Consider the following 13,566-nt stretch of genomic DNA (forward strand, 5'->3'; position numbering starts at 1 on the left):
CGAACCAGGAGAGGAGCGGCACCGCCGTGACCCCCGACCAGGCCGACTTCCGCGAGGCGATGGCCCACCTCCCGGCGGCCGTCAACATCCTGACCACGGACGGCCCGAACGGCCGCTGCGGCATCACCGTCAGCGCCGTCTGCTCCGTCACCGACGATCCGCCGACCCTCCTGGTCTGTCTCAACCGCGGCAGCGCCATGCACGGCGTCTTCCGGGCGAACGGACGGGTGTGCGTCAACGTCCTGGGCGGCGAGCAGCAGGAACTCGCCCTGCACTTCGCCGGGGTCACCAAGGTGGCCATGGCCGAACGCTTCACCTGGGACGTGTGGGACCCCGACCAGGACCTGCCGGTCCTCAAGGACGCCCTGGTGGCCGCCGTCGGGACCATCAAGCACACCGTCCCCATGGGCTCCCACAGTGTGCTCTTCGTCGACATCGAGCAGATCCGCACCCGGTCGGGCGGCCAGAGCCTGGTCTACTTCAACCGGGCGTTCCACCGCCTCGACGCCACACCGCTGGTGCCGGAAGGCGCGCGGCCGTGACGCCCCCGCGCACAGCCGCGGTCGACGACGCGCTGCGCCGCCTGGAGAACACCGAGCCGGAGATCCGGGCCTGGGTCCGCGTGGACCCCGACGGTGCCCGCGCGGCGGCCGAGGCGGCCCCGGACGGACCGCTGCGGGGCGTGCCGTTCGGCGTGAAGGACATCATCGACGTGGCCGGGCTGCCCACCGAATGCGGCACCCCGCTGCGCCGCGGGCGGATCGCCACGCACGACGCCTGGCTGGTGGACCGGCTGCGCCAGGCCGGCGCCGTCCCTCTGGGCAAGACGGTCACCACCGAGTTCGCGTACTTCCAGCCCGGACCCACCCGCAACCCGCACCACCCGGCCCACACCCCCGGCGGCTCCTCCAGCGGCTCGGCCGCCGCCGTCGCGGCGGGTGTGGTGCCGCTCGCACTCGGTTCGCAGACGGCCGGTTCGCTGACCAGGCCCGCCTCCTACTGCGGTGTCGCGGGGTACGTGGCCCCGGTCGGTGCCTGGTCGACCCGAGGCTTCACCGGACTCAGCCCGAGCCTGGACGCGCCAGGACTGCTCGCCACCCGAGTGTCCGACCTGGCCGGGGCCGTCGAGGCCGTGGACGGCACCCGGACCGAAGAGCCGGAATCCCTGCGGATTCTGGTGTGGCCGGGCACCGGACTCACCGACGTCGACCCGGAGATGCTGAGCGCCCTGTACCGCACCAGGCAGGCGCTGGCGGCATCCGGGGCGGCGACGGACGACCTCGGCACCCAGGTGGCCACCCCCGCGCTCGCCGACGGACACGCGACGGTCATGGCCTACGAAGCGGCCCGTTCCCTCGCAGTCGAGCGCTCCGAGCACCCGGGGGCCCTCAGCACACACCTGCGCGATCTGCTGGACCGCGGACACAGCACACCCGAGGCCGACTACCGGGCGGCCCTGGAGACCGCCCGCACCGCCCGCGCCCGGCTGCTTGACCTGCTGTCCGACGCCGACGCGATCCTCGGCCCCGCCGCCCCTGGGCCCGCCCCGCACGGTCTCGGCGCCACCGGCACGCCCGTCCTCAGCCGCCCCTGGCAACTCCTCGGCCTGCCGGCCGTCACCGTCCCCGGCCACCGCGACCCGCACGGCATGCCGCTCGGCCTCCAACTCGTGGGCCACCCCGACCGCGTGGGCCGGCTGCTCGGGGCCGCCCTCAGAGCCGAGGAGGCCGTCCGATGAAGATCGCCGCGATCGAGGCCATCCCGTACGCGATCCCGTACTCCAAGCCGTTGCGCTTCGCCAGCGGCGAGGTGCACACCGCCGAACACGTCCTCGTCCGCGTCCACACCGACGAGGGGCTGACCGGGGTGGCCGACGCGCCGCCCCGCCCCTTCACCTACGGTGAGACGCAGACCTCCGTGACCGGGGTGATCGAGCGGATCTTCGCCCCCCAGCTCACCGGCATGGACGTCCTCGCCCGTGAGCGGATCCACGCCCGGCTGCACCGCACGGTGGGCAACCCGGCCGCCAAGGCGGCGATCGACATGGCCCTGTGGGACATCGCGGGCCAGTCGCTGGGCCTGTCGGTCAGCCGACTCCTCGGCGGCTGGGCCGACCGGATGCGGGTGGCCCACATGCTCGGCTTCGACACCCCGGAGCGCATGGTGGCGGAGGCCGAGCGGATGCGGGACACCTACGGCATCACCACCTTCAAGGTGAAGGTCGGGCGCCGCCCGGTCCGGCTCGACATCGAGGTGTGCCAGGCCCTGCGCGAGGCGCTGGGCGACGAGGCCGAGCTGTACGTGGACGGCAACCGCGGCTGGACCGCCTCCGAGTCGGCGGCGGCCCTGCGAGAGCTCGACGCGATCGGCATCACACTGGCCGAGGAACTGTGCCCCGCCGACGACGTCCTGGGCCGCCGGTGGCTCGTGCGCAACAGCCCCGTGCCGTTCGTCGCGGACGAATCCGCCACCACGCCCGCCGAGGTGACCCGCTCGCTCCTGGACGGAGCCGCCACAGCGATCAGCATCAAGACCGCCCGCACCGGCTTCACCCACTCCCAGCGCGTGCTCTTCCAGTGCGAGGGGATGGGCGCCGAGGTCGTCATGGGCAATCAGATCGACGGCCGGCTGGGCACGGTGTGCACGGTGGCCTTCGGCGCCGCCCACGCCTCTTCGGCGCGCCGCCCCGGTGAACTCTCCAACTTCCTGGACATGAGCGACGACCTGCTCACCGAGCCGCTCGCCATCGCCGACGGCGCGCTCGCCGTACCGGACCTCCCCGGCCTCGGCGTGGCGATCGACCCGGAGAAGCTCGACCGCTACCGCCAGGACCGCTGAACCGCCCGTCCGCGCCCCCTTCGCCCGCCATCCCAACCTTCCCCCCAACTGACAAACCCAACTGGCAAATCCAACTGACAAAGGAGTCTGCTGATATGTCCGATGCCACCGTCAAAGCCACTGCCGCCGCATCCGGCGCCTCGGCCACGGAGCGCTTTCTGACCGACAAGACCGCCACTTCCGCGCCGCCCGCCGACACCGGGCGCGTCCACACCCTCGCCACAGAGCTGATCACCGCCGTCCATGACATCGTCCGCCGCCACCAGGTGACCTACGAGGAGTACAACGCACTCAAGTCGTGGCTGATCTCCGTCGGCCGGGACGGAGAGTGGCCGCTCTTCCTGGACGTCTGGGTCGAGCACGTCGTCGAGGAGGTCGCCACCGCCGCCCGCCGGGGCAGCAAGGGCACGATCGAAGGCCCGTACTACGTCCCCGGCGCCCCCGAACTCCCCAGCATCTCCGCCCTGCCCATGCGCGACGGAGAGGCGGGTACCGAGCTCCTTTTCCAGGGGCAGGTCACCAGCGCGTCCGGCGGCCCCCTGGCCGGTGCGCGGCTGGAGATGTGGCAGGCCGACGACGAGGGGCTGTACTCGCGGTTCGCCCCCGGCATCCCGGAGTGGAACCTGCGCGGCAGCGTGGTCGCCGACGACCAGGGCCGGTTCGCGGTCACGACGATCCAGCCCGCCCCGTACCAGATCCCCACCGACGGCTCCTGCGGACGACTCATCTCCGCCGCGGGCTGGCACGCCTGGCGCCCCGCCCACCTGCACCTGAAGGTCTCCGCACCCGGACATGCCCCGCTCACCACCCAGCTGTACTTCAAGGGCGGTACATACGTCGAGGACGACGTGGCCAGCGCGGTCAAGCCCGAGCTGCTGATCGACCCCCGGCCCACCGCAGACGGCGGGCACGAGGTCACCCACGGCTTCGTCCTCGACCCCGCCTCCTGACCGACCGGAGACCGCCATGCTCTTCGCCGTCCACATGACCGTAAATCTCCCGCCCGACCTGGACCCCGAGACCCGTGCCACGACCCTCGCCGCCGAGAAGGAGTACGCCCAGCGGCTCCAGCACGACGGCGAGTGGCTGCACCTGTGGCGCTGTACGGGGCAGTACGCGAACCTCAGCGTCTTCGACGTCGCCGACAACGACCGGCTCAACGAAATCCTGTGGGGACTGCCACTTTTCCCGTACATGGACATCACCGTCACGCCGCTCGCCCGGCATCCGTCCGCGCTCCACTGACATTCAGCGGAGTGGCGCCATCCCCTCCACCACTTCGCACAGTGCAGAACGCCAAGACCTCCGCATCCTTGGCCACGCGGCAGCAGCGGGACAGGCTCCGCTGCTGCCGCCCGTTCCCGAACGACGCCACCGCCACCCTGGGCGGCTGCGTGTTCCGGACCGGGCGGCACTCGCCGGCGTCATCTACGTGCCGCGGACCGGTGTCGCCCGGTGCGACGTATCTGTGACCGGGACAGCGCTTCATCGCCGCGTTCGACGCCGTCTTCGTCGGCAACGGCACAGCCGTCATCCCGACCCCGCCGCACAGGCCGCGGTCAAACGCGTTCGCCGAACGATGGATACGCACAGCCCGTGCCGGATGCACCGACCGACTCCTCATCACCGGTGAGCGACACCTGCGCACCGTTCTCACCATGTATGCCCAGCACTACAACGCCGGACGAGCTCACCTCGGCCCGAGTCTTCGGGCGCTGAGCGGTGCTCCCGACGGCATCCCACATTGGCACCCTTCAGGAGGAACCCGGGCGGGGGAGGCGCCCGAGGGAGCGGGTGGGGGCTCAGCCCTTGACCGCGCCCTGCATGATGCCGCCGACTATCTGGCGGCCGAAGACGATGAACATAGCCAGCAGCGGCAGGGTGCCGAGCAGCGCGCCGGCCATGATGAGCGACTGGTCGCGCACATAGCCCGCACTGAGCTGGGTCAGCGCGACCGGGACGGTCGGGTTGCTCATGTCCAGCACGATGAACGGCCAGAAGAAGTCGTTCCAGGCGTGCACAAAGGTGATCATGAACAGGACGGCCATCGGCGGACGGGCGATCGGCAGCACGATGCTCCAGAAGATGCGGAGCGAGTGCGCGCCGTCCACCCGCCCTGCCTCGATGAGTTCGTCCGGCAGCGCCTCGGAGAGATACTGCCGCATGAAGAACACTCCGACCGCGCTGACCAGCGTCGGAAAGATGACGGCGGGCAGCTGCTGACCCCATCCCAGTTCCGTCATCATCATGAAGAGCGGTACGACACCGAGCTGCGGCGGCACCATCATGGTGCCGATGACCAGCATCAGCGCGATGTTGCGTCCCTTGAAACGCAGTTTGGCGAGCGCGAACCCGGCCAGGGTGGCGAACAGCACGGTGGACAGGGCGATGGCGCTCGCCACGATGAGACTGTTCATCATGGCCTTGCCCAGTGCCGCGTCCTGCCACGCCTTGCCGAGGTTGTCGAAGAGATTCGGCCCGGGCAGGAACGGTGGCGGGGTCTGCGTGACACGGGTGTTGTCGCTCGACGCCGCCACCACCGTGAAATAAAGCGGGAAGAGGGAGAACACCGTGGCCAGGCCGAGCAGGACGTAGGCGACCGGACCGGCGTGGTGCTGGCGCCCGGCCCTGGGGCGCAGTGAAGGGCGGAATCGGCGCCTGGACGGCGTTGACGTGTCCCAGGGGGTCCCCGAACGCGCGCCCGCCCGGGGCTGGAGGCTTTCGGTGGTCATGGCTGGCTGCTCCTGGTCAGGACTTGCGGGAGGTGAAGCGCTTGAGGACACGCTGCAGGGCGAAGATGAGGATCAGCAGCAGGAACATCGCCCAGGCGACGGTTGCCGCCCGCCCCATCTGGTAGTTTTTCCAGCCCTCTTCGTACAGCAGCAGGCCGAGCGTCTGATATTGGTTGTCCGCGCCGCCGGTGACGCCGTTGGGTCCCTGGCCGAAGATCAGCGGTTCGCCGAACAGCTGGGTCGCGCCGATGGTGGACAACACGATGGTGAAGAGGATCGTGGACCGGATGCCGGGGACGGTGACCTTGGTGAACTGCTGCCAGCGTGACGCGCCGTCAATGGCCGCCGCCTCGTACCGGTCCCGCGGAATGGCCTGCATGGCCGCCAGGTAGAGCAGCGCGTTGTAGCCGGTCCAGCGCCAGATAACGATCACGGAGATCGCGCTCTGGGCAGCCCATTTGTTGTTCTCCCAGTCGACGTTGTCGACGCCGACCAGGCTCAGCATCCAGTTGATCAAACCGAAGTCGCGCTCGAACAGCATGGTGAACACCAGGGCAGCAGCACCCACCGAGGTGGCGTACGGTGTCAGCGCGGCGACCCGGAAGAACGTCGAGCCGCGCAGTCTGTAGTTGAGCAGATGGGCCAGACCCAGGGCCATCAACAGCTGGGGCACGGTGGACAGCACACCGATGGTGAAGGTATTGGACAGCGCGTTCCAGAACCGGTCGTCCTGCCAGAGTTCGGTGTAGTTGCCGAAGCCGCGCCACTCCATGAGGTTCATGGAGGCCAGCTCCACGTGGTGCAGGGAGATCCAGAACGTGTACAGCAGCGGGTAGAAGCCGAAGGCCGCGAAGACGATGAAGAACGGAGCGATGAACGCGTACGGCGCCCCCTTGATGTCCAGGCGGTGCAGGAGGTTGCGCCGGCCCTGCCTGGGGCGGTCTCCGTCACCGCTGACGCCGGGCGCCTTCACGGCGCCGGCCGGGATGTTCTGGGTGCCGTCGGCGTGCGGTACCGAACCGGAAGTGACCACCTTCAGGCCTCCTTTCGAGACATGGGTGAGGGGTCGGTTCCGGCGGCCGCCGCCGTGACGGCCGCCGGAACCCTGGACGTGCGCACGGTCAGCCGGTGGCCTTCTTGATCCGCTTGTCCGTGGTGGCCCACGCCTTGTCGGGGCTCTGGTTCTGCGACTCGATCAGCGTCAGCCCCTGGGAGATGATGTCCTTGATCGTGCCGTCCTTCCGGCCCAGCACCTGCTTGTCGGGGATCTCCTGGGCCGCGGCGCCGAAGATCTTGCCGATCGGGGCGCCGCTGAAGTACTCGGACTTCGCCTCCGCCACACCGGGGGACTTCAACGCCTCTTCGGAAGAGGGGAAGTTGCCGAGCTTCTTGAACAGGTATTCCTGCTGCTCCGGCGCGGTGAGCCAGGCCACGAGCTTCTTGGCCTCCTCCTTGACCGGGCTTTTCTCCAGGACGCCGAGGAAGGAGCCGCCCCAGTTGGCGCCCTTGGGCGCCTTCGCGACATCCCACTTGCCCTTGTTCGCGGCTCCGGATTTCTCGCTGATGTGGGCGAGCATCCAAGCGGGGCAGACGGTGGCGGCGAAGGTGCCGTTGGCCAGCCCGGGATCCCAACCGGGCTGGAACTGCCGGAGCTTCGCCGTCAGCCCCGAGGTGGCGGCCTCCGAGGCCGTGGCCCAGGCCTCCTTGACCACAGGGTTGTCCTGATAGATCAGGTCGCCCTTCTCGTTGTAGTACTGCTTCGAGGCGCCGTAGACCATCGCGTTGAACAGCCCGCTGGCGCTGTCGATGTAGGCGACCTTGTCGTCCTTGGAGCGGGACTTGAACTCCTTGCCCACGTCGACGAACTTGGACCAGTCGCCTTCCCAGAGCCTGCCCACCTCCTCGCGGTCGGTGGGCAGGCCCGCCTGCTTGAAGAGATCCTTGCGATAGCAGACGGCCATCGGTCCGATATCCGTGCCGAGACCGATGACCTTGCCCTTGGAGGTGGTGACCTGGTTGAGCTTCCACGGCAGGAAGTGATCCGTGCCCGGCACGTCCGACAAGTCGACGAACTTGTCCGCCTGGGTGTCGACGAGTTCCTTGGCCCGGCCGATCTCTATGCCCTGGATGTCCTTGAGCCCGCTGCCCGCCGCGAGGTGTGTCTGCAGGGCGGTGTAGTACGTCTGCTCATCGCCGGCCACCTCGGCCTTGATGGTGACGTTGGGGTTTTCCTTCATGTACCGATCGAGGAGATCGGTCTCCTTGAAGCCCATGACCCCGAACAGGCCCATGGTGATGGTGACCTTGCCGTCCTTGGACCGTCCGCCTCCCGTTCCCGAGTCACTGCCTCCACCGCAGCCGGCGACCAGCCCGAGAGCGAGCGCGGCCGAGACGACAGCCGCACTTCTTGTACGTAAAAGCTTGTAGCGCCCACCCATTTCTTCCTCCTGACAACGGCACCGGCGCACCGGAGTACCAACCACTGGGACGGCTCATGGCTACATCGGCGAGTGGGAACGCTCCCATTCGCGGTGGGTACGTTCCCAATAAGTCCAGGGAAGACTGGCGGCGGGAAGGCGCCTGTGTCAAGAACTTGAATCCAGTTTGTTGCCGCCAGATGTTGTGCCTTCACTTTCCGGCCGGTGGCCGGTGAAACGCTCTGGCACAATGCGCTGGTGAGCGCCAGGGGAGCAGCGCGCAGGAGGAGGGAATCATGGGCGCCAGCCAGCGACCGACCATCAAGACCGTGGCCGCACGGGCCGGGGTCGGACGCACCACGGTCTCTCGGGTGATCAATGGATCACCGCTGGTCAGCGACAGGGCCCGGGCAGCGGTGGAAGCCGCGATCGCCGAACTCAACTATGTGCCGAACTCCGTGGCGCGCGGCCTGGTCACCAGCAGGACCAACTCCATCGCACTGGTCATCCCTGAAGCGGAGAGCAGGCTGGACTCGGAGCCCTACTTCTCCGCCGTGATCCGTGGCGTGAGCACCGGTCTTGTCGACACCAAGACGCAGCTGCAGCTCGTCCTCGTGCGTGACAAGGGTGAACTCGACCAGCTCACCGAGTCGGTCGCCGAGCGACGGGTCGACGGCGTACTCCTCGTCTCCGTGCACAGGGACGATCCGATCCCCGGGGTGCTGGAGGAATTCGGCCTTCCCACGGTGCTGGCCGGGCGGCGGTCTCCCTCCGAGCCGCTGAGTCATGTTCGTTCGGACAATCTGGGCGGCGCCGAGGAGGCCGTGCGTCATCTGCTGGGACGCGGCCGGAGAAAGGTCGCGACGATCACCGGGCCGTTGGACATGGAAGTCGGCCGCAGCAGGCTCCAGGGCTGGCGGAACGCCCTGCGGGAGGCCTGCCGGGAACCCGAGGAGGTGCTTGTGGCCCGGGCGGATTTCACCGAGAAGAGCGGGCAGCGGGCCATGCGCGAGCTGCTGCGACGCGTTCCCGACCTCGACGCCGTGTTCGTCGCCTCCGACGTCATGGCCGCAGGCGCCCTGGTCGAACTGCGCGCGCAGGGGCGGCGGGTCCCGGAGGATGTGGCGGTGGTCGGTTTCGACGACTCGATCATTGCCCGTCACACCACCCCATCCTTGACGAGCGTGCGCCAGCCTGTCGAGGAGATCGGCAGTACGATCGCCCGGATCCTGATCCAGGAGATCTCCGACCCCAAGACGCCCCGCCGACACGTAGTCCTGTCCACCACGTTGGTCGTCCGCGACTCCTCCTGATCCGACCGAGGGGGTCGCCTGGCGGTTTTCTCCTGCTCCTGTGCCGTTGAGGCCCGGATCGTGGCCGAGATCGAGTCCCCGGCGGGCACGTCCGTGTGCTCGCCCAGGTGGCGGTACAGGTCCGTCATGAACGCTCGTGTTTCGCTTTGCCGTCGTCGTCGGTGGCGGTGACGGTGCGCGGCTCGGAGGCAAGGCCCAGCGCCTCGCACGCCTCCATCATCACGACCTCGTTGTAGAGCGCGGAGGCAGCGACGGCCGACTCCAGCAGCGCGGTGGAGTGCACCGCCCCTCCCAGACACCGTCCGAGCGCCGGATTAGCGGTGAGGCGCTTGCCTTCGGCAAGATGGGCGCATGACCGAGATCCGCACATCCCGTCTCCTCCTGCGCCGCTGGCACGACGACGACCTCGCGCCCATGGCGGACATCAACGCGGACCCGCGGGTTATGCGCTGGATCGACGACGGCTCGGTGCGCGACCTGGACCACACGGCGGAGGCCATCGAGCGGTGGGAGGAGGAGTGGGACGAGGAGGGCTTCGGCCTCTTCGCCGTCGAGCTGCTGGCCTCGGGCGAATTGATCGGCTTCACGGGGCTGTCCGTGCCCGAGTTCCTGCCGGAGGTGATGCCCGCCGTGGCGATCAGCTGGCGGCTCGGCTCGCAGTTCTGGGGCCAGGGATACGCGTCCGAAGCCGCGCATGCCACGTTGGAGTTCGCGCTCCAGGACCGCGGCCTGGACCGCGTCATCAGCATCAACCAGGTGGGGGACAACGCCTCCGAGAACGTCATCCGCAAGCTCGGCATGGTGCCCGAGCGGGAGACGGCGCACCCGGTGTACGGCTACCCGCTGCGCGTTCACGCCATCGATCTCACCGAGTTCCAGGCGTGAACCGGCCGAGCCGTCGATCATCACAAGACAGCCGACCACTGTCCCTACGTCCCTGAGCGCATTGATCGCGACAGCACGGACACCGAGGGACGGACGGTGTCTTCCCGTCGCTGACCTACTCTTTCACGGAACCGCGGCCAGAGCCCTGGAAACGGCCACCCGGTGCTCTGGCCGCCCCCAGCGTCGCTCGGCTTGATTCCCCACCCACACGTGCGCTGACCTGCAGCGGGGCGCCACAACCGACCCCGAGGGCAATGCAACAAGATCGGCCGAGGTCCCGTTGCGCGCACTCGTGCCTCTTGACGCCATACCAGCCCCGCCCAACTACTCGGCATTGATGAGCAACGAATGAGGCGCCCTTCATGGGTCGACGCGGCCCAGACGCTGATCGAGCGGGCGGCCCCGGGTCGGCGACCTGTGGCTTGTTTGTCCGGATCTGGCGCATGTGATCGTGTCGTCCGGGTGACCCATTCCCAGCGCCGTCCCTCGGGTGACACCATGTTCCGGCCATCGGGCAGGGCGCCTCTGCGCCATCGCTCAGCCGCCCTCGGCGGATTCCGGTGTAGTGGACGCCGACATTCACCCGGGTGGGCATGACGGCGGGCACCATTCCGCCGGGGTGGACCTGTGACATGTGCGGACCGCGCCAGGGGGTCGGTGGCGGCCCCTGCCGGAGGCCGGAGGTCCAGTTGGCGGCCGTTGCCACGGCGCAAGAACGCCGTTCCCGTCTCGGACGGATTGTCCGGAAGAGGCGTGCAGAGCTACTGGAGTACGGCGGTTAGGCTCCGGCTTGCTCCGGAGCACCCCACCCTCATCGGCGCGGCTCACCCCCGCGCCCGATGTGCCGTGCCCTCAGACGGGAGAAGCAGTGATGGCAGGCGTATCAAGTAACGGAACCGGACCACAACCCATCGGCCTGCCCCACGGCGCCATCGCCACCGTCGCGGGCACCGGTGCCGCCGGATATCTCTCCGACGGCGGACCCGCGCCGCTGACCCAGCTCAACTCCCCCTTCGGTCTCGCCGTCGACAGGCAGGGCAATCTCTATATCGCCGACCGCTACAACCACCGGGTCCGCAAGGTGACCCCCGACGGGATCATCACCACCATCGCGGGCAACGGCGAAGCCGGCTACATCTCCGACGGCGGCCCTGCGGTCGCGACGAGGCTCAGCCTGCCCCCCGACGTGGCCGTCGACGACGCCGGCAACGTCTACATCACCGACTTCGGCAACCACCGGGTCCGCAAGGTGACCCCGGCCGGGGTCATCACCACCGTCGCGGGCAACGGCGAAGCCGGCTACATCTCCGACGGCGGCCCTGCCGTCGCCACCCGGCTGAACTACCCTCACGGCATCGCGGTGGACCGTGAGGGAAATCTGTACTTCAGCGAGATGAACAACCACCGGGTCCGCAAGGTGACCCCCGACGGGATCATCACCACCGTCGCGGGCAACGGCCAGCCGGGGTACGTCTCCGACGGCGGCCCTGCCGTCGCCACCCGGCTGAGCACCCCGTCCGGGCTGGCCGTGGATCCCGAGGGGAACCTGTACATCGGCGACTGGGGGAACCACCGTGTCCGCAAGGTGACCCGCAACGGGATCATCACCACCGTCGCGGGCAACGGCACCGGCGGGTACGTCTCCGACGGGGGACCCGCCGCCGTCACCAGCCTCAACTACCCCCACGGCGTGGCACTGGACGCCGCAGGGAACCTGTACATCGGCGACAGTGGCAACCACCGCGTGCGCAGGGTATCCACCACCGGCATCATCACCACCGTGGCGGGCACCGGGATCGCGGGGTACATCGACGACGGCGGCCCGGCCGTCTCCACCCGGCTCTACAGCCCGTGGGGAGTGGCGCTGGACGCCGCGGGAAATCTGTACATCGGCGACTACAACAACCACCGGGTACGCGGCGTGACGGCCGTTGCCGAGATGACGCCGCCGCTGCCGCCCGCCGCGGATCTGTACGGCGAGAGCGTCGCCCCCTACGCGGTCCCGCATGGCCAGGTGTTCGACCTCGGTGTCCGGATCAAGAACCGCGGGCCCAACCCGGTCGAGGGGCGGTTTGTCACCGTGGTGCTGAACCTCGCCGACGGCCTGGTGGGCGTGCCGGGCACCGGCGAGCGGCGGCTCAGCCGCACCTTCACCGGGCAGCAGCTGCTGCCCCATGAGGGCTCCCTGGACGGCGTCTTCCGCGTCAGCGCCCCCGACACCACGTCTGCGGGCATCTACACGTCCACGCTGGAGATCCAGTACAGCGGTGAGATCAATCTCAAGGACAACGTCGAGCGCCTGCCCGTGATGATCGTCGTGCCCGCACCGGTCGGTGACGAGACCGCCCTCACCGTCATTCAGGACACGATCCCCACCGCCGCCCCCGGGCAGTCGGCCGTCTTCACCGTGAAGTACATCTCCGGCGTCGACCGACCGGTGAACCCGGGGAACATCGTCCAGCGTTTCACCGCACCGGCCGGCTTCACTTTCAGGGGCCAGCCCACGTACGCGTACTACGAGACCACCCACGGCGTCACCCCCGTCCCGCTCGACCACAGCATCGAGGACTCCGGGCAGACGCTGGTGATCACGGCGAATCCGCATCTCAACACCACCGCCAGCGACACCGGTTCGCTCGTCTACTTCATCCCGGTGCAGGCCCGGACGGACGCCCTGCCCGGCCGTTACGACAATGGCTCGGCGAGCATCGGGCGTCTCGCCCCCATTCAGATCTCGGGCACGATCACCGGCGCCCCATCGCCCCTCACCGCCCGGGTGGTTCAGACCAAACTCGAGAAGGCACGAGTACGGCCCGGGCAGCAATGGGTCTACCCGGCGGTCCTGAAGATCACGAACACCAGCCGCCGCGCCATCGCCACCGAGCAGATCACGCTGACCGCTCCGCAAGGCATGCGGTTCACCGAGGACGCGCTGACGCTGTGGCCGGAGGGCAGCAGCCAGGAGGTCGTGGGCGCGGCCCAGCGGTCGCCCGACGGCCGCCGGCTCACCTGCCAGGCGCAGCTGGACACCGACCCCGGCAAGTGGGTGGTGCTCTACCCGGCGATGGAGGTCGACTCCTCCGCGACGCCCGGCACGGTCAGCGTGAGCCTCCAACTCGGCAATCCGCCCTTCGCCACGGGCCACGCCTCGATCGTCATCGAAACGCCGTAGCGCGAGCGCGGAGGCCGCCCCTTGAGGAGGGCGACCCCCGCGCCGCACCGCCCGGCGGGCATGCCTGGCCGTCGCTCTACCCGGCGATGGAGGCCGAGGCGACGGCCCAGGGCGGACGGCCCAGGCCGGCATCCAGCTGGGCGACCCGGTCTTCGCCACCGCACAGGACACCGTCGAGATCCACCCCAGGGGCTGACCTGTGGGGTGCC

12 protein-coding genes and 1 pseudogene are annotated in these 13,566 nt (G+C 69.1%); 9 read left to right on the plus strand and 4 right to left on the minus strand.

The window, feature by feature from the left end; all coding sequences use genetic code 11:
• Positions 1-26 precede the first annotated feature (26 nt).
• The 6 genes and pseudogenes from ACWDSL_RS29715 to ACWDSL_RS29740 form a co-directional block, all read left to right on the plus strand.
• On the plus strand, positions 27-542 hold the full coding sequence (locus ACWDSL_RS29715; RefSeq protein ID WP_450490571.1) for a flavin reductase: 516 nt from the start codon (positions 27-29) through the stop codon (positions 540-542).
• The gene (locus ACWDSL_RS29720) at positions 539-1,738 is read left to right on the plus strand and encodes an amidase (RefSeq protein ID WP_450490573.1); all 1,200 of its coding nucleotides are present in this window, start codon (positions 539-541) and stop codon (positions 1,736-1,738) included. Before ACWDSL_RS29715 ends, ACWDSL_RS29720 begins: the two co-directional genes overlap by 4 nt.
• Positions 1,735-2,838, plus strand: coding sequence for a mandelate racemase/muconate lactonizing enzyme family protein (locus tag ACWDSL_RS29725; RefSeq protein ID WP_450490575.1), 1,104 nt, complete (start codon positions 1,735-1,737; stop codon positions 2,836-2,838). The genes ACWDSL_RS29720 and ACWDSL_RS29725 overlap by 4 nt, the downstream gene beginning before the upstream one ends.
• Before the next feature lie 95 nt (positions 2,839-2,933).
• Positions 2,934-3,788: a catechol 1,2-dioxygenase gene (catA, locus tag ACWDSL_RS29730; RefSeq protein WP_450490577.1), complete on the plus strand. Its 855-nt coding sequence runs from the start codon at positions 2,934-2,936 to the stop codon at positions 3,786-3,788.
• Between the two features lie 16 nt (positions 3,789-3,804).
• Positions 3,805-4,083, plus strand: a complete 279-nt coding sequence (gene catC / locus ACWDSL_RS29735; protein WP_450490579.1) for a muconolactone Delta-isomerase — start codon at positions 3,805-3,807, stop codon at positions 4,081-4,083.
• A 287-nt stretch (positions 4,084-4,370) separates the two neighbouring features.
• A pseudogene (locus tag ACWDSL_RS29740) lies at positions 4,371-4,520 on the plus strand (integrase core domain-containing protein); the annotation flags it as partial.
• 120 nt (positions 4,521-4,640) lie between these two features.
• On the opposite strand, the gene ACWDSL_RS29745 reads toward ACWDSL_RS29740, so the two are convergent.
• From ACWDSL_RS29745 to ACWDSL_RS29755, 3 genes are all read right to left on the minus strand, one after another.
• Positions 4,641-5,570 (minus strand): carbohydrate ABC transporter permease, encoded by a 930-nt coding sequence (locus ACWDSL_RS29745; protein WP_358844316.1) that lies wholly within the window; start codon positions 5,568-5,570, stop codon positions 4,641-4,643.
• A 16-nt stretch (positions 5,571-5,586) separates the two neighbouring features.
• A complete protein-coding gene (locus ACWDSL_RS29750; protein WP_256982393.1) occupies positions 5,587-6,543 on the minus strand; it encodes a carbohydrate ABC transporter permease in 957 nt (318 codons plus the stop codon).
• Between the two features lie 148 nt (positions 6,544-6,691).
• Entirely contained in the window at positions 6,692-8,008 is a 1,317-nt protein-coding gene (locus ACWDSL_RS29755; RefSeq protein WP_450490581.1) for an ABC transporter substrate-binding protein, read from the minus strand.
• A 275-nt stretch (positions 8,009-8,283) separates the two neighbouring features.
• Here ACWDSL_RS29755 and ACWDSL_RS29760 point away from each other — a divergent pair, with 275 nt between their 5' ends.
• Entirely contained in the window at positions 8,284-9,300 is a 1,017-nt protein-coding gene (locus tag ACWDSL_RS29760) for a LacI family DNA-binding transcriptional regulator (protein ID WP_450490583.1), read from the plus strand.
• A gap of 124 nt (positions 9,301-9,424) precedes the next feature.
• Here ACWDSL_RS29760 and ACWDSL_RS29765 read toward each other — a convergent pair whose 3' ends face one another.
• Positions 9,425-9,583: a hypothetical protein gene (locus tag ACWDSL_RS29765; protein WP_450490585.1), complete on the minus strand. Its 159-nt coding sequence runs from the start codon at positions 9,581-9,583 to the stop codon at positions 9,425-9,427.
• 68 nt (positions 9,584-9,651) lie between these two features.
• Here ACWDSL_RS29765 and ACWDSL_RS29770 point away from each other — a divergent pair, with 68 nt between their 5' ends.
• Complete coding sequence (locus ACWDSL_RS29770) at positions 9,652-10,185, plus strand: GNAT family N-acetyltransferase (protein ID WP_450490587.1); 534 nt, start codon at positions 9,652-9,654, stop codon at positions 10,183-10,185.
• A gap of 871 nt (positions 10,186-11,056) precedes the next feature.
• The gene (locus ACWDSL_RS29775) at positions 11,057-13,357 is read left to right on the plus strand and encodes an NHL repeat-containing protein (protein ID WP_450490589.1); all 2,301 of its coding nucleotides are present in this window, start codon (positions 11,057-11,059) and stop codon (positions 13,355-13,357) included.
• Positions 13,358-13,566: the final 209 nt, after the last annotated feature.

It is taken from the genome of Streptomyces sp. NPDC000941 (genome assembly GCF_053599555.1).